Source organism: Streptacidiphilus jiangxiensis, assembly GCF_900109465.1.
GTDB classification, from domain to species: Bacteria; Actinomycetota; Actinomycetes; order Streptomycetales; family Streptomycetaceae; genus Streptacidiphilus; species Streptacidiphilus jiangxiensis.
Genome location: NZ_FOAZ01000020.1, coordinates 122,803 through 138,262 on the forward strand (window position 1 = coordinate 122,803; position 15,460 = coordinate 138,262).

Sequence of the window (15,460 nt, forward strand, 5' to 3'; positions counted from 1 at the left end):
GGCTCGACGGGCCAGCCTGTCGGGACGTCGGGTGTGGGCTGCTGATGGGTGGGCATGATGCTCGGGTCCTTTTCATAGAGGGGACGGGCTGGCCCGTGCCGCCCGCCTGCACTGCGGGCGGCACGGGTCTCGTTGTCACGGGGGCGCATGTGCTGACGAACGTGGATCACGGCATCACCGCGCTGATTCCGGTCGTGGCCGGCTATGCGATGTACGTCAACTTCGGGGGCCAGTTCGGCAGGACCCCCCGAGCGCGCCGCCGCTACCGACGAGGCGGAATCGCATTGATGGCCTTCGGACTGCTGCTGGTCGCCCTGACGCTCTGGGTTGCAGTGCGCCACTAGCTGTATTGATCCGCAGCGTTGTTGACTCGGCTGACGGGGGTCTGACCTCCCAGGGCGGTGTGGCAGCGGAGGTAGTTGTAGCGGTGGAGGAAGTCGGGCAGTGCGTCCGTTCGTTCCTGGTTGGACGTGTAGGGGCGCAGGCACGCCCACTCGTCGGCCAGGGTGCGGTGGAAGCGCTCAACCTTCCCGCTGGTCTGCGGGCGGTAGGGGCCGCACGACCGCGACACCGCACCCGACGGCCTCTACGCCACCGGCGCCCCGGCCGAAGCGATCGACCCGCGCACCCTGAACCCGGGCAGCAAGGGCAGCAGGACCGAGCGCTCCGGAGGCGGCCCGCCGTGCAGCGCCAAGCAGGAACTCGGACAACCCCTCCGCTGCGACGCTCGAGGCGGTCCATCCACACGCGGCCTCGACCTGGACACTCCGCGCGGACACGTTCGAGTGACCCAGCGGCGAGGCACAACAGACCTTGCGTCGCTGCGGCCTTACGGTCACGGCCATGCGCGTTCCTGCTGCCGCCTGCACGTGCGGGCCTTCCGTCATCGAGGGCCCTGGCCTGATGGCAGCCGACCTCCTCTACCGCTCACGCCTGTACGCCGAACGCCGCCAGAGCGGAAGGCGGCTGCGCCGACGGGAGTCGGACCACCTGCCCGGACACCTGCTCCGCCTGATTGCCGCGAGGATGACCGGGGACGCGGCGGTACTGTTCCGTCTCGACGGCGCCCGGGATGAAGCGCCACCCGACCAGCTGCGGGCCGGGCTGGCATGGTTGCATGACCACCAGTTCATTGCCCTGGAAGGCACCGTGGACGCCATCGCACGGGTGTGGGTGAACCCGGCCGTCGCCGTGCGCGGCGGGGCGGACCCGCGGACTGCCGCTGCCCGACACCACTTCCCGTACATCTCGGTCGCGGACACGGGGATGGCAGCAGAGGAGCCGGTCACTTTCCACCCCTACCATCCGGACCTGTGGGAAGTCGTCTACGAAGGCAACCAGGAGACCTTCGACCAGAGCACCTTCTTGGACTGGCAGTGCCCTCGGCACGGACAGTCCAGTGTCTACCCGCGGCTGGTGCCAGACCGCGAGTAAGAAGAGCGGCACTCGCGGATCAGCTTCCACGATGCGGTGACCAACCAGATCGACCTGGTCGAAGGCGACATTCACAAGCTGCGCGGACTCACCGCACGCGGCGACTCCACCTACTACGTCGACCTCGGTCGTGGTCAACGCTGGCGCCCCCATCCTGATGCCGTGGCGTGACCAGGTCGCCGCGATCCTCCTCACCTGGTTCCCCGGCCAGGAAGGCGGCCCGGCCCTGGCCGACGTCCTGCTCGGCCACCGCGAACCCCAGGGGATGCTCTAGGCTCGGCCACGTGATCTTCGACAGGTTCCCGTTGGTCGGCGGCTTCAAGGAACTGGAGTACGGCAGGCCGGACGCGCCGCCGATCCTGACCGCGGTGCGGGCGACCGCGGCGGAGCGCGAGGACGATCTGGTTCGGTACCTGCGTGCTGGGACGGTCCTGGTCGCCACGCCCTCGGCTGTGCCCGACGTGCTGAGCGAGACCGGCGCGCTCATCGGAGGGCTGCACCTGCTGACCGATGGGCAGTGGCTGTGGTACTCCGACCTGGCTCACTACGTGGGGTGCTACCACGTGGAGCTCGACCCAGTGTTCATCGAGCACGCGCACGGCAACAACTGGGCCGTTCCGCAGGTCGGCGACGAGCACCTTGAGGCGATGGTGGCGTTGCTCATTGGAGACGAAGACCAGTCGAACTGATATCGCTGGCCGCGCCACGATCACACCGAAGTTCGGGTCAACGGACGCGGACCCGAACGCGAAGCCGGCGTTGCCCGGGTCAGTCGCCGGACCATGATGCCGATCATCGCCCAGCGGATCATGGTCTCCGACCGCGCCGGGCTGGCCTCGTCGTCCCTAGCCAGAAGTCGGTGGGCGGTCAGCCACGAGAAGGTACCTGCTACCACCCAGCGCTTCGACTGGACTTGGAAGCCCCGTTGTTCAGGGTCCTTGCGGACGATCTGCCTCCATCCGGCGCGAACGTTCGGGCGCCTGCTCACGCGCTCGTACGGTCGGGAAGTTTCTCCAGCGCATCGCGCAGTGCCGCGCGCGAGGAGACGCCCAGCTTGGGAAAGACCCGATAGAGATGTGAGCTGACGGTGCGGGGGGAGAGATGGGTCCGCTCGCCGATCTCCTTGTTGGTCAAGCCGCTGGCAGCAAGATCGGCGATCCGACGTTCCTGCCAGGTCAGCGAGGTCACCGGGAGTGCCGAGGCGCGGGCGGGCAGGTCGATCGCGCAGAGCTCGGCAAGCGCTCGCTCGGTCCAGGCGGTGGCGCCGAGCAGCTCGAACGAGGCCGCCGCGCGGCTGAGCAACTGACGTGAGGCCCGGCGGCCATGAAGCTGCCGAAGACGGATGCCGCGGGCCAGTTGGATCCGCGCCAGCTCGAACGGGAAGGTCGCACTCGTCGGATGTGCTTCGGCGCGGGCGTACATCTCGGCGGCCTCCTGCTCGTCCTCCGCGGTCATCGACAGGACTCCGTAAGTCAGCAGGGCCAGCCGTGGTGAGATGTACGGAAGTCCGGCGGCCTGGGCAGCCAGCGCGTGGTCTCGGGCCTGTTGGGTGCGTCCCGTGTGCAGGGCAGCCTCGACCAGGTCGAGAAGTGTCTGCGAGGCCTGGTGCTGGTACGGCTCGAAGCTGCCCGGCCGGGTGATGCCGATCGCGTGGAGGTAGGCCGCCTCGTAGTCCCCCTCGCTCAGCGCGGCGATCGTGCCCGCGGTGTCGGCGAGCTGGGTCAGCAGCCCGATTCCGCGCGGGCGCGCCCAGGAGTCGACCTGGGCCTGGAGCTCACGTGCCCGCTCCAGCCGGCCCCGCATGGCCGCGAGGACGGCCAGGTACGCGCGGCTCTGGTAGGAGAAGAGGGTGAGCCCGCGGGCTGTGGCCAGCTCCAGGCTGCGCTCTCCCGATTCTTCCGCGGCTGCCCAGTCCCCGCTGGCCACCTGATCGAGATGGTTCAGGTGGAGCATGGCGATCCCACTGGCCCTGGTCCCGCCGGCCCTCTCCCGGTCCAATGCCCGGCGGAGCTGGGAGCGGTACTGGCCCAGGGTGTCTACTCGGTGGGCGGCCCCGCAGAGCAGGGCGACATCCCATGGTTCGAATGGCGGAGTGTCCACGAAAGCGCGGTCCACGCGCTCGGCCAGCCCGGCGCCGCGCCGCACGACGTCGCTCCAGGCATCGTGGTGGAGACGCGAGTTCGCCGGGACCAGATCGCCGAGAGAGGTCAGGACCCGGTCGGTCTCCTCCCACATGTCGCGGTTGCTCGCGTACTGGCTGATCACGAGCAGGGTGTTCACCACACGGGCGAGCGTCTCGGGCGGGCCGCCCGTGGTGCCGTCACGCAGGCTCTCGACCGCGCCGACCAGCTGACGGTGGGTGGAGCGCACCTCTCCGTCCCCATACAGGGCGACGTACGCGGACGCGAGGACGGCGGCGGGGGAGTCCGTGCCGGGCGAGATGCCGACGTGGACGAGGTGCTGTGCCTGGTCCAGGAGGCCTGCCTGTCCGGCGACGAACGCCGCGTCACCGAGCCTGCGGGAGCGGTCCTCCCGGCTCTCGCTCAGCTCCGCTGCGCGGGTCAGCCACGCCACGGCGGCGGCTGATCCGCCGCGTCGTCGCGCCGAGGCGGACGCCGCCTCCAGGGTGGCCGCGACCTGCTCGTCCGGGTCGACGGTCGCGGCCGCGAGGTGGGTCGCGTGCCGTTCGACGTCGTGCCGGTGCACGTGTGCCAGGACGGCGTGCGCGGCCTGGCGTTCGTTGGGGGTGGCCAGCTGGACCACGGTGGAACGGACGAGTGGATGACGGAAGACGAAGTCACCGCTCACTGGGTCCACGTCGAGCAGTCCGCAGGTCGCGGCCTCCTCGGCGTCCAGCATCCGGTACCCCACCGCACGCGTCGGCCCGGAACCCGCCCCCGCGCCCACGCCGTCCAGGGCGCCACGCAGGAGTTCGGCGCGCACGTCCGGGGTCAGCGCCGCGATGCGCGTGCCGTAGACGTGCTGGAAGCGATGACGGAAGGAGCCCCCTCCCGATCGGGACCCCCCGTCCAGGCCGTGTCCGGGATAGGCGCTGCCTAGCAGCGGTGGTAGTTCGACGAGTGCCAGCGGGACTCCCAGGGCCTCCGCCAGGACGCGCTCCCTCAGTTGCGGGTCGAGGTCGGGGTAGCGGCCGTCGAGGACCTGCTCCGCGGCCTGCCGCGACAGGGGTGGCACAGGTGCCTCGGGAAGTGCGGCGGCGTCGAAGGCCGAAGGGACACCGGAGCGCATGCCGAGCAGGAGCCTCACGGCGCTGCCGGCCAGGCGTCGGCCGACGAACCCGCAGACCTCGGCGCTGGCGATGTCCAGCCAGTGACCGTCGTCGACCACCAGGAGCAGCGGCTTCGACGTCGTCGCGAGGGAGAGCAGATCGAGGACCGCGATGCCGAGCGTCATCGTCGACGGCGGTGTTCCGTCGCCTCCGCTGAACGCGGCTTCGAGGACCGCCCGGTGAGCGCCGTCGAGCTGTTCGGCGTCGGGGAGCAGCGGGTAGAGCAGCTGGTGCAGTCCGGCGAAGGGGAGCTTCGACTCGGCCTCGGCTCCGACCGCGCGGATCACCCGATGGCCGGTCGTGGTCGCGAGCTCCGACGCGTGGTCCAGGAGTGTGCTCTTGCCGACTCCCGTCTCTCCTCGGAGGATCAGGGCCCGCCGGTCGGGCGAGGTCAGGTAGGTCGAGAGGACCTGCAGCTCGATCTCGCGGCCCACCAGGGCGTCCGCTCGGGACTCCATCGCCGGTACCCCCTTTCCGGTGGGATCGGCCGTGCCGATCCCGGCCAGTCGCGCGTCCCGTTCCGGGACGTCGCAGGAAACTCAGTCGGCGGGGCGGCGGTACGCGCCGTACCAGAAGATCCGCCCCAGCTCCCGGGCGAACGCGGCGTCGCCGCTCCCGTCGTCCGTGCCGATGTGACGCGCCATCGCCCCGCCGACACCCCAAATGATGATCTTGCTTGCGTTGGCGGCGTCGAGGTCGGCCGGTGCCGAGCCGGCGGCCTTCTCCGACAGCAGCAACGAGCGGATCAACTCGTCGAAGGTCTCCAGGTCGTCGCTGTAGAAGTCGCCCACGCCGGGGTCGTAGGAAGCCGCCACGCGGACGGCCGCCATGATGCTGTGACTGGCCCGCTGGGCCGTGATGATCTCCAGCCAGTACTGGGCGTACCGCTCGGCACCGTCCTCCTCCCCGAGCGTCGGGTCCCAGGCCTGGGCCCGAGCGAGCTGTTGCTCTCTCAGCCGGTCCGCCAGGCACACGAGTACGTCGGACTTGGTGCGGAAGTGTGCGTAGAAGGTGGCGCGAGAGACCCCGGCTTCCTCGATGAGCCGCTGGACGGTGATGTCCGTGAAGGACTCACCCGCATCGAGCAGATCCTCCATGGCCGCAAGGAGCTTGGCCTGCGTCGCGGCCGAACGGGCGGCGTGGTAGCGGGCCTGCCGCCCGGTCATGGGTCGCACGTGCACCTTCAGGTCGATCGTGTTCCGGATGTCGTCGACGAACATCACCATACACAGTGTTCAGTCACTCTGTCAGGTCACGTTGTCCGCGCGTGCCCGCATCTCCTCGGCGCGCGCGTTTCCGCTCCCGCTCAGCAGATCAGCGGCCCGCAGCCAGCTCGCGCGGGCCGCGCCACCGTCCCCGAGGGCCACGTGGACCTCTGCCAGATGATCGAGTACCTCCGCCTGGTTGTACGGGTTGAGGACCTCCTCGTAGAGGCGCAGGGCGTTCTCGAAGTGGCGTACGGCGTCGTGGTACTCGCCCAGGTGGTACAGGGCGTAGCCGATGCTGTCCCAGGTCGCGGCCTCGCTGAAGCGGTTGCCGGTCTGCTGGAGCAACGGCAGCGCCTCCCGGCAGCTGGCCACCGCTTCGGGGTGCCTGCCGAGCAGGGTCAGGTACCAGCCCACGGCGTTGAGTTCGCGTGCGACGAGATCGGGGTCCGCCAGGGTCCGGTAGATCGCGAGCGCGGCACTGGCGTGGTCGAGGGCCTCCTGGTGACGACGCTGCCGCCCTCGCACCCAGCCGATGCTGCGTTGGGCCTGGGCCTGCTTCAGAAGGGGCAGCCGGTTCAGGTGTTGCTCGATCAGGTCGATCAGCTGGTCGGCCTCCTCGCCCCGACCGATCTCGGCCAGTGCCCGTGCCAGGGCGGCGGCGGCGTTGCCGACCTCCACGGCGTCGTCGAGCAGGAGAGCGGCGTCGAGGGCCAGCCGCTGCATCGTGATCTCGTCGGCCCACTGCCCCTGCGCGGAGAAGTACGGGATGCAGTCCTGGGCGAGCCCCAGGCGGAAGTGGAGCAGCCTCGGGTCGTCGGTCGTGCGCACGGCGGTCAGGATGGTGCGCTCCTCCTGGCGGAACCAGGCGAGGGCCTGCTCGCGGTTGTCGAACGGGAGCAGCACGACCCCGGCGTTCGGCTCCTGGTCCAGATCGACGATGTGGCGGGTCTCCAGCACCTGGACCGCCGCACGGGCGTTGTGGCGGAGGTACCCGAGAAGCCGGAGTTCGGCGGCGTGTCGGTCATCCCCCTCCTGCCCGAGCAGGTCGGCGGCGTACTCCCGGACGAGGTCGTGCAGGACGAAGTTCCCGTCCGCGTCCCGGGTCAGCAGGCTCGCTGCGGTGAGGGAGTGCAGCAGACGACGTGCGGAGGCCAGGGGCTCGCCCGCGGTCGAGGCCGCCGCGGCGGCGGAGAACACCGGGCCCGGGAGCACGGGGAGATGACGGAACAGGCGTGCGCTCGCCGGATCGAGCGCCCGGCAGGACCAGGAGAAGACGGCCCGCAGGTCCGTATGGGGGTCGTCCGTGCTGAAGGCGTCCAATCGGGGTTGGGTGCCGGCCAGTTCGTCGGCCGCGACGCGCAGCGACAGCGTGGCCTGGGCGGCGAGGTGCGCGCCGAGGATGGCCACCGCCAGCGGCAGCCCGCCGCACAACTTTGTCAACATGGCGGCGCTGGCCGGCTCGGCGACCGTGCGCTCGGCGCCGATGCGTGCGGAGAGCACGTCGACCGCCTCGTTGCCGGTCCACGGGCCCAGGTCGACCAGCTCGGCCTCCTCGCTCGCGGCGAGGGCAGTCAGCTGGTTCCGGGAGGTGATGACGGTGAGGCAGCCCGGGGTCCTCGGAAGCAGCGGACGCACCTGCCGGGAGTCGCGGGCGTTGTCGAGGACCACGACCATCCGGAGGTTCGCGACCCGTGCCCGGAACAGGGCGCTGCGCTCCTCGGTCCCGGTGGGGAGCGAGGGCCCGGGGACGCCGAGCGCGATGAGGAATCCGCCCAGGGCCTCGTGCGGGTCCAGCGGTTCGGCCGAGGGGTCGAAGCCACGGAGGTTCACGTAGAGCTGGCCGTCCGGGAACCGGTCGGCGACCCGATGGGCCCAGTGGACGGCCAGGCTGGTCTTGCCCACCCCGGCCATGCCGCCGATCGCGGCGACCGGCGGATGTCCCGTGCCTGCGTCGTCACCCGGGGAGCCGATCCGCAGGACCCGTGCCAGCGCGTCCTGACGCCCACGGAACGTGCGCAGGTCGGGCGGCAGTTGGCGGGGCACGTGGTGGGCGGGGGCCGGACCGTTGCCGTGTGCGGCCGACTCCAGCCTCCGGCGCCCGGCCTCGTCGAGGTCCAACGCGTTCAACAGCTCCGAGAGCGTGCTCTGCCGAGGGAGGCTGCGACCGCGTTCCATGTCGCCGATCGCGCGCACGCTGACGCCGGACGCGGCGGCGAGTCCGTCGAGTGTGAGCCCGCTGCGCTTGCGCCCCTGCCGCAGCAGCTCACCGAAGGTCGTCTGCTCCAAGCCGCCACTCCCTGGGTGCCCGTTTTGTGGAGATCATCGCACTGCGCGTGCCGATGGGCGAAGCCGCCTGCGAACTGCCTGCCAACTGCCTGGTCCCGGAGGCACGGGATGACCATGCTGAGGTGGCATGGGAGCGCTCTCCGGCCCCGGAAGGCGAGCAGGCCCCGAAGTCGCCGCGAGCGCCGCCGTGACCAGCCGACCATTCGGGAGAGGAGCAACAGAACTGTGGAGTCCCTCACCACACGCCTCGTCGGTCGGGAGTCCGAACGATCGGTCCTGGCCTCCTTCCTGGCGTCACCGCAGGGGCAGGCCCTGGTCCTCAAGGGTGAGACCGGCGTCGGGAAGAGCGCGTTGCTCGACCAGCTCTCCGGGCAGGCGGCGGAGGCCGGTTGCAGGGTCCTGCGAGCGGCCGGCGTCGAGGCCGAGTCGAACCTCCCGTTCGCCGGCCTGCACCAGCTGCTCTTCCCGCTGCTCCCGCACGCGGAGCGGCTGGACAGGGCGCACCGGGCCGTGTTCGATGTGGTCTTCGGACACGGTCGCGACCAGGCTCCCTCCGTCATGGCGCTCGGCATCGCGGTCCTCGACCTGATGACGGTCGCGGCCTCCCACGAACAACTCCTGCTGGTGCTCGACGACGGCCAATGGCTGGACGCGGCCAGCACCGAGGTCTGCGGCTTCGTCGGTCGCCGCCTCGGAGGCAACGGCGTGAAGCTGGTCGTCGCCCTGCGCCCCGAGCAGTCTTCGGGCTTCGACACGGCGGCCCTTCCCGTCCTGCCGGTGCCGCCGTTGTCGAAGGACGCCGCGGCGCGACTGCTCGACGCGCGCCATCCGCACGTGGATCCGCACGTCCGCAGCGTGACCCTCGACCAGGCACAGGGCAACCCGCTCGCCCTCGTGGAACTCCCGCCGTACCTGGCCGTGCAGGACCTCCAGGGTCCCGGTGGGCACCTGGAGGCCCGACTCGTGCCGCTGCCGGACCGGTTCCGGCAGGTCTACGGGGCGCGGATCACCGCTCTCGCGCCGGAGTCGCGCGCCGAACTGCTGCGCGGCGCGCTGGACGGCGTCCACGCCGGAGCGGTGGCCGCGCCCCTGCGAACCGTGCGCTACCGCATGAGGGGCGTGGACGAGGCGGCGGCGGTGGGGCTTCTGGACCTGGACGCCGTCAGCGGGGAGTACGTGTTCCGGCATCCTCTCGTGCGCTCGACGGTCGTGCGGTCGGCGACCCCGAACGAGCGCCGGGCGGCCCACGCCGTGCTGGCTCAGGTGCACCGGGACGACGTCGAGCGTCGGGCCACACACCTGGCGGCCGCCACAGTCGATCCGGACGAGGAAGTGGCCGCCGCCCTGGAGGTGGCCGCCGCGTCGGCGACCCGCCGCGGCGGCGCGGCTGCGGCGCTGACCTGGCTGACCCGCGCGGCGGAACTGAGCCCCGATCCGGCCGACCGGTCCCGACGCCTCGGGGACGCCGCGTTCGTCGCGGGGTTCGCCGGCCTTCTCGACCAGGCCCAGCGCCTCGCCGACACCGAGGACCTGCCGGGTGGATCCGGGAGCCCGGCCGCCGTCGTGGCCTTCGCCTACGGAGCCCTGTACCAGGACGGCGACGTCCGGTCCTCGCACCGCCAGGTCGCGGCGGCCGTCGAGAGGATCCGGGACCGGGGGAGCGCCGAGCCGAGCCCCGAGCTCACCCGGCTGCTGAACCTGCTCGTCGCCGTCAGCCAGTTCGCGGGTGACCGCGCGTCATGGCAGCGAACTCATCACCTGCTCGACTCCCTGGGGGACGTCGTTCCCTCGGAGACGCGCATCTACCAGGATGCCTGGTGCGACGTGGTCCGCCGCGGCGCCGGCGTCGGGGAACGCGTCGCGGAGGCGTTCGCCGCCTTTCCGAACCTGGACCCGTGGGACGTCACCCGGCTCGGTGTCGCCGCCTACCACGTCGACACCCTGCACCACTACCGCGCCCACCTGGTACGGAGCGTGGAGCGTGAACTCCGGACCGGCGCGGTGGGCGCCGCCATGACCATGCTCCACCTGATCATGCTGGACCAGATCGGCTCGGGCGAATGGGACGCCGCCGAGCAGACCGGCCAACGGGTCCTGGAACTGACGCAGGCGCACGGTCACGTGCTCTTCGTCCACCAGAGCCACGCCTATCTGGGGCTGGTCGCGGCTCTGCGCGGGGACGTCGACCGCGCCCGGGACCTGCGGGCCGTCGTCGAACGGTGGGCCAGGCCGCGCGGGATCGGCTTCCTGATCCAGATCGCGGAGGCCGTCGCCGCCACCGCTGCCTTGGGGGCAGGGGACTACGAGACGGCCTACCTCCATGCGTCGAGGATCACCGCTCCGGAGTCGTTCGAGCCCTGCTCGCACCAGGCCGCGCGCACCCTGCTCGACCTCGTGGAAGCGGCCCTGCACACGGGGCGCACCGAGATCGCCCGCCGGCACGCCCTGGCGGCGCAGGCCGCGGGCCTGCCGGAACTGTCGCCCCGACTCGCGCTGGTGACCTTCGGGGCCCTGTCCATGACGGCCGGGGACGACGAGGAGGCGGTCGAGATGTTCCGGCGTGCCGAGGCGCATCCGGCGGCCGTGGACTTCCCCTTCGAGCTGGCCCGCATCCGCCTGGCGCACGGCGTCCGGCTGCGCCACGGCCCCGGGCCCAAGTCCGCCCGGCCGGTGCTGAGCGAGGCCGCGGAGACGTTCCAGCGCCTGGGCGCCGCAGGCTGGGTCGGGCGGGCGCTCGCCGAGTTGCGCGCCTGCGGCGGGGCGGCCGCCGCCACCGCCGCGAGCCCGACCGCGAACGTGGGGGCGCTGACCTGGCAGGAGCGCCGGATCGCCGACCTCGCCGCCAGCGGCCTGACCAACAAGGAGATCGGCGAGCGGACCCACCTGTCCCCACGGACCGTCAGCTCGCACCTCTACCGGGTCTTCCCGAAGCTCGGCGTCACCTCACGGGCAGCCCTGCGCGACGCCCTGGCGGCGGCACCCGGCGCCACCGGGCCGGACTCATCGAACCGGCGGTAGCGTCTGCATCAGAGCAGGCTGCCGCACCAGGCGTTCCGGGCCAGCCACTCGTCGTGGTCGAACGAGTCCCGGCCGGGACTCGGCGTCGACGCAGGTACGGAGACGAACGTGTCCTCCAGCCGGATCCGCTGCGGCAGCGTGCGGAAGCGGGCCCGTCCGGCCTCGACCGCAGGATCGACGTGGTCTTCGCGAGGCTCCACTGGGACCTCCCCGTCCTAGGAAGTGTGTCGCCCAGTCAAACGTGTGAGCGGCCGGACTGATTCCCCGGTCGCTTCACGAGGGTGTACGTCACCAACCGGTCGTCCTTGTGGCGCCGGACGTGCCCCTTGGCGACGAGCGATTCGAGGGTGTTCCGCACGACCTGCGGTGTGGGCTCGCGGTCCGGGTGCGTCCTCAGGAGGTCGTCGCGCAGGTCCTTCGCCGCACGGGGCTTGCTGTGGCCCGAGAGTAGTTCCAACAGCAGGTCGCCCAGCAGCGGCTGCTTTCCCTTCGCCACCGCCGCGGGCTTCGTGGTGGTCCGAGCGGCTCGAGCCGACGACGTGCCCTGCTCTGGGAGGGGGGAGGGCACCGTGTCGACCTGGTGCTGCTCGGCCAGCGCGATGATGTCGACCAGGAGTGTCTCCTCCTGGCGCAACATCCTCAGCTCCTCGGCCAGTTCCCGCTGGCGGCGGCGGTTCTCCTCCAGGTCCGCGGCGGCCTGGACGGCGTACCGCGAGCGGAGCGTGGCCGCTGGTTGGTTGGTCACATTCGGTCACTCCTCCGTGAAGATGGTGCTGCGCATGTTACCTCCGCGCAGCGCACACCTTCTGAGGCATCTCCGGTCGGACTCACACGTCGGGCACGCCCTGTTCCGCGAGGGACCCGTCCGCCAGCCGCAGCCAGCGGTTCACGCCGATGCCGGCCAGAAACCTCTCGTCGTGGCTGACCACCACGAACGCCCCCTGGTAGGACTCGAGCGCGCTCTCCAGTTGGCCGACGCCGACCAGGTCGAGATTGTTCGTCGGTTCGTCCAGCAGGAGCAGATGCGGTGCGGGCTCACCGCACAGGACGCAGGCGAGGGTGGCGCGCAGCCGTTCGCCCCCGGAGAGCGCCCCGACCGGGAGGTGGGCACGGGCGCCCCGGAAGAGAAAGCGGGCCAGCAGGTTCATCCGCTCGACCGGCGGCAGGTCGGGGGCGGCGAGGGCGAAGTTCTCCGCCACGGTCAGGTCCGGGTCCAACAGGTCCAGACGCTGCGAGAGATAGGCGACACGGCCGTCCGCGCGCCTGATCCGTCCCCCTTCGGGGGTGAGATCGCCGACAAGCAGGCGCAGCAGCGTGGTCTTACCAGACCCGTTGGGGCCGGTCAGCGCGATCCGCTCGGGGCCCCGGACCGTCAGACCGACGCCGTCGCCCGCGAACAGCGGAGTGCCCTCGCGCAAAACCTGAAGGTTCTCGCCGATGAAGAGGTCACGCCCGGCCGGCACCCGGCTGCCGGGAAGGTCCAGGATCAGCCGCGCCTCATCGCGCAGCGCGCGCTCCGCCTCGTCGAGTCGGGCCTGGGCCTCCCCGACCCGGGCCGAGTGCGTCTGTCCGGCGCGTCCCGCGGACTCCTGGGCGCCGCGCTTCATGGTTCCGGCGAAGATCCTCGGCAGACCGGCGTTCTTGAGATTGCGGGCGGCGTTGCTCGCGCGCCGGTCGGCGCGCTCCCGCGCCTGCTGCAGTTCCCGCTTCTCCCGCTTCAGCTCCTGCTCGGCGTTGCGGACGTTCTTCTCGGCGACCTCCCGCTCGGCCTGCACGGCCTGCTCGTACGCCGTGAAATTGCCTCCGTACACCCGCAGTTCACTGACGTCCAGCTCGGCGATCCGGTCCATCCGGTCGAGCAGGGCACGGTCATGGCTGACCAGCAGCAGGCAGCCGGAGTAGTCCTCCAGTACGGCGTGGAGCCGTTCGCGCGCGTCGGCGTCGAGGTTGTTGGTGGGTTCGTCGAGCAGCAGCACATCGGGGCGCTTGAGCAGCTGCGCCGCGAGGCCGAGCTGGATGATCTGCCCGCCGCTGAGCGTGCCGAGCCCCCGGTCGAGCCGCACGTCGCCGAGGCCGAGGCGTTCGAGCTGGGTCCGACTGCGTTCCTCGACGTCCCAGTCGTCGCCGATGGTGGCGAAGTGCTCCTCGGCCACGTCGCCCGATTCCACGGCGTCGAGGGCCCGGATCACCTCCGCGACGCCGAGCACGTCGGCGACGGTGAGGTCCGCCGTCAGCGGCAGGTCCTGCGGCAGGTGGGCGGGTACGCCACTGACCGTCAACGAGCCGGCGCTCGGCCGGAGTTCGCCGGAGATGAGCCTCAGCAGCGTGGTCTTGCCCGAACCGTTGGGGGCGACGAGGCCGGTACGGCCGGTGCCGAAGGAGAAGGACAGGTCCTGGAAGACAGGGGTGTCGTCGGGCCAGGAGAAGGACAGGCGGGAGCAGACGACGGACGCGTCGGACATGTGAGCACAACCCGTGGGTGAGCGGGCGGATACAGCTCCGCCCGTGAGTGAACAGGGGAACGGGTACGACGAACCGAGCCGCGGCGCTGGGGCGCTCAGCGCCCGCCGGCGGCTTCAGGGCCGGGTATCACCCGGAGATGTCGTCGTCACCAACCATGTTCGCGATCCACGCTTCCACTCATGGGTTTCTGGCTGCCCCAGCGTAGCACCCACACCTGCGAACCTCGCGTCTACGCGGTCCGACACGTCTTGACTCCGGCGCGAGATGGATGCCACTCTCGTAACCGTTCAGAACGGTTACTCGAACTCGTTCGTGGTGCGGGGAAGACATGTCAGACGAACACGAGCAGCACATCGAGGGAGCTCCGGTGGGGCGGCGGACGCTCCTGGGCACCTTGGCGGCGGGCATCGCCGGATTCGCCGTCGCGCCGTCCGTGCAACGAGGTTGGGAGGGATTCCTGGCCGCCGCCTCCCAGCACGACCCGACCGGGCTCACCGGCCTGCTGCCGGATCCGGGCGGGTTCCGCTACTACAGCGTGGTGGGCTCGGTGCCGCAGAAGGACGACACAGACTACGCCCTGCGTATCGACGGCCTCGTCGACCGGCCACACACCTACACCCTGCCGGAGCTGCGCGCTCTCCCGCAGACCCGCCTCGTCCGGGACGTGATGTGCACCGACGGCTGGCGGGTGGACAGCACTCCCTTCCAGGGAGTGCTGCTGGCCGACCTGCTCGACGCCGCGGGGGTGCGCGCGGAGGGCAGGGCGCTGCGCTTCACCTGCTTCGACGGCGTGTACAGCGAGAGCCTGACGCTGGAACAGGCGGGCCGTCCCGACGTCCTGGTGGCGCTGACCATGCAGGACAAGCCGATCAGCCACGCGCACGGCGGCCCGGCCCGCCTCTACGTGGCGCCGATGTACTTCTACAAGTCGGCCAAGTGGCTGTCCGGCATCACCGTCACCGACCGGGTCATCCCCGGCTACTGGGAGGGGTACGGGTATGACGTCGACGGCTGGCTCGACGGTGCCGACCGCGGGGCCGCCTGAAAGGGTCGGCCGGGTACGCCGGTTCGGCCGGGTCCCACGCCTGGTCCACCGCTCGACCGGATTGCTGATGCTGGTCTGTCTGACCACCGCGGCCTGCCTCTACCTCGGCCCGCTCGCGCAACTCGTGGGGCGACGGCGGCTCGTGGTCACTCTTCACGAGTGGTCGGGCCTGCTGCTCCCCGTCCCGCTCCTGCTCGGCCTGCTCTCCCGCGAACTGCGCGCCGACCTGCGGCGGCTGAACCGCCTGGCTGCGGGTAAGTTCAACGCCGGGCAGAAGCTCTACTCGGGCTGGATCGCCGGAGCCGTACTGATCATGCTGTCCACCGGACTGCTGATGTGGTTCACCCATCTGCTGCCGTTCCTCTCGCGCACCAGCGCGATCTTCGTCCATGACTGCCTGGCCGGGGTCATGTGCGCCGGGCTGACGGAGCACACCCGCCGTGCACTCCGGGATCCGGAGGCACGCAGGGGCATGCGCACCGGCTACGTCAGCCGGCACTGGGCGCGCAGGCAGCACCCGCGGTGGCTGACAGGCTCCGACGGCCGGGACACGGTCGAATGACCCAAGTGTGCCTGGTGGTCCGACCAATGACGGCCGCTCGAGACCGGGTGACACCCACACGCCTGAAGGCGTCACCCGCCGTCAACTGACTGATGTGTCATCCCCTTGCCCGAACCAGTGTGGAGCCTGTCAGCCCGGCTCGACCGGCACACACC

Annotated in this window: 13 protein-coding genes and 4 pseudogenes; 9 read left to right on the forward strand and 8 right to left on the reverse strand. The window is 71.0% G+C overall.

Annotation, left to right across the window (positions count from 1 at the left end; genetic code table 11):
* Window positions 1-149 precede the first annotated feature (149 nt).
* Entirely contained in the window at window positions 150-344 is a 195-nt protein-coding gene (locus BMY61_RS32040) for a hypothetical protein (protein WP_042446672.1), read from the forward strand.
* Here BMY61_RS32040 and BMY61_RS32045 read toward each other — a convergent pair.
* Window positions 341-565, reverse strand: a pseudogene (locus tag BMY61_RS32045) (integrase core domain-containing protein); the annotation flags it as partial. The gene BMY61_RS32040 and the pseudogene BMY61_RS32045 overlap by 4 nt on opposite strands.
* On the opposite strand from BMY61_RS32045, the pseudogene BMY61_RS48015 reads away from it, so the two are divergent.
* The 5 genes and pseudogenes from BMY61_RS48015 to BMY61_RS32060 form a co-directional block, all read left to right on the forward strand.
* Window positions 555-707 (forward strand): annotated as a pseudogene (locus BMY61_RS48015) (DUF6009 family protein); the annotation flags it as partial. The pseudogenes BMY61_RS32045 and BMY61_RS48015 sit on opposite strands and share 11 nt — an antisense overlap.
* 196 nt (window positions 708-903) lie before the next feature.
* Entirely contained in the window at window positions 904-1,434 is a 531-nt protein-coding gene (locus tag BMY61_RS32050; RefSeq protein WP_075004147.1) for a hypothetical protein, read from the forward strand.
* Window positions 1,435-1,470: 36 nt separating this feature from the next.
* On the forward strand, window positions 1,471-1,605 hold the full coding sequence (locus BMY61_RS48500) for a hypothetical protein (protein WP_269083963.1): 135 nt from the start codon (window positions 1,471-1,473) through the stop codon (window positions 1,603-1,605).
* A pseudogene (locus tag BMY61_RS32055) lies at window positions 1,556-1,705 on the forward strand (glycoside hydrolase family 3 C-terminal domain-containing protein); the annotation flags it as partial. The gene BMY61_RS48500 and the pseudogene BMY61_RS32055, both read left to right, overlap by 50 nt.
* Window positions 1,706-1,718: 13 nt before the next feature.
* Entirely contained in the window at window positions 1,719-2,123 is a 405-nt protein-coding gene (locus BMY61_RS32060) for a hypothetical protein (protein ID WP_042446665.1), read from the forward strand.
* Between the two features lie 20 nt (window positions 2,124-2,143).
* Here the strand turns inward: BMY61_RS32060 and BMY61_RS48020 are convergent.
* From BMY61_RS48020 to BMY61_RS32080, 4 genes and pseudogenes are all read right to left on the reverse strand, one after another.
* Window positions 2,144-2,383 (reverse strand): annotated as a pseudogene (locus BMY61_RS48020) (IS5 family transposase); the annotation flags it as partial.
* A 35-nt stretch (window positions 2,384-2,418) separates the two neighbouring features.
* A complete protein-coding gene (locus tag BMY61_RS32070; RefSeq protein ID WP_042446663.1) occupies window positions 2,419-5,181 on the reverse strand; it encodes a helix-turn-helix transcriptional regulator in 2,763 nt (920 codons plus the stop codon).
* A gap of 81 nt (window positions 5,182-5,262) precedes the next feature.
* The gene (locus tag BMY61_RS32075) at window positions 5,263-5,943 is read right to left on the reverse strand and encodes a TetR/AcrR family transcriptional regulator (RefSeq protein ID WP_236655984.1); all 681 of its coding nucleotides are present in this window, start codon (window positions 5,941-5,943) and stop codon (window positions 5,263-5,265) included.
* A 27-nt stretch (window positions 5,944-5,970) separates the two neighbouring features.
* Window positions 5,971-8,217 carry an ATP-binding protein gene (locus BMY61_RS32080; RefSeq protein ID WP_042446660.1) on the reverse strand — a complete coding sequence of 749 codons (2,247 nt, stop codon included), beginning with the start codon at window positions 8,215-8,217 and terminating at the stop codon, window positions 5,971-5,973.
* A gap of 225 nt (window positions 8,218-8,442) precedes the next feature.
* Here BMY61_RS32080 and BMY61_RS32085 point away from each other — a divergent pair, with 225 nt between their 5' ends.
* Window positions 8,443-11,235 (forward strand): AAA family ATPase, encoded by a 2,793-nt coding sequence (locus tag BMY61_RS32085; protein WP_042446657.1) that lies wholly within the window; start codon window positions 8,443-8,445, stop codon window positions 11,233-11,235.
* An 8-nt stretch (window positions 11,236-11,243) separates the two neighbouring features.
* Here the strand turns inward: BMY61_RS32085 and BMY61_RS32090 are convergent, their stop codons facing one another.
* The 3 genes from BMY61_RS32090 to BMY61_RS32100 form a co-directional block, all read right to left on the reverse strand.
* Window positions 11,244-11,435, reverse strand: coding sequence for a hypothetical protein (locus BMY61_RS32090; RefSeq protein WP_042446654.1), 192 nt, complete (start codon window positions 11,433-11,435; stop codon window positions 11,244-11,246).
* A gap of 35 nt (window positions 11,436-11,470) precedes the next feature.
* Window positions 11,471-11,980: a hypothetical protein gene (locus BMY61_RS32095; RefSeq protein ID WP_042446651.1), complete on the reverse strand. Its 510-nt coding sequence runs from the start codon at window positions 11,978-11,980 to the stop codon at window positions 11,471-11,473.
* An 82-nt stretch (window positions 11,981-12,062) separates the two neighbouring features.
* Window positions 12,063-13,697 (reverse strand): ABC-F family ATP-binding cassette domain-containing protein, encoded by a 1,635-nt coding sequence (locus BMY61_RS32100; RefSeq protein WP_042446648.1) that lies wholly within the window; start codon window positions 13,695-13,697, stop codon window positions 12,063-12,065.
* A gap of 329 nt (window positions 13,698-14,026) precedes the next feature.
* On the opposite strand from BMY61_RS32100, the gene BMY61_RS32105 reads away from it, so the two are divergent.
* Window positions 14,027-14,743 (forward strand): molybdopterin-dependent oxidoreductase, encoded by a 717-nt coding sequence (locus tag BMY61_RS32105; RefSeq protein ID WP_042446645.1) that lies wholly within the window; start codon window positions 14,027-14,029, stop codon window positions 14,741-14,743.
* Window positions 14,697-15,305: a cytochrome b/b6 domain-containing protein gene (locus BMY61_RS32110; protein WP_075004148.1), complete on the forward strand. Its 609-nt coding sequence runs from the start codon at window positions 14,697-14,699 to the stop codon at window positions 15,303-15,305. Before BMY61_RS32105 ends, BMY61_RS32110 begins: the two co-directional genes overlap by 47 nt.
* The last annotated feature ends 155 nt before the right edge of the window (window positions 15,306-15,460 follow it).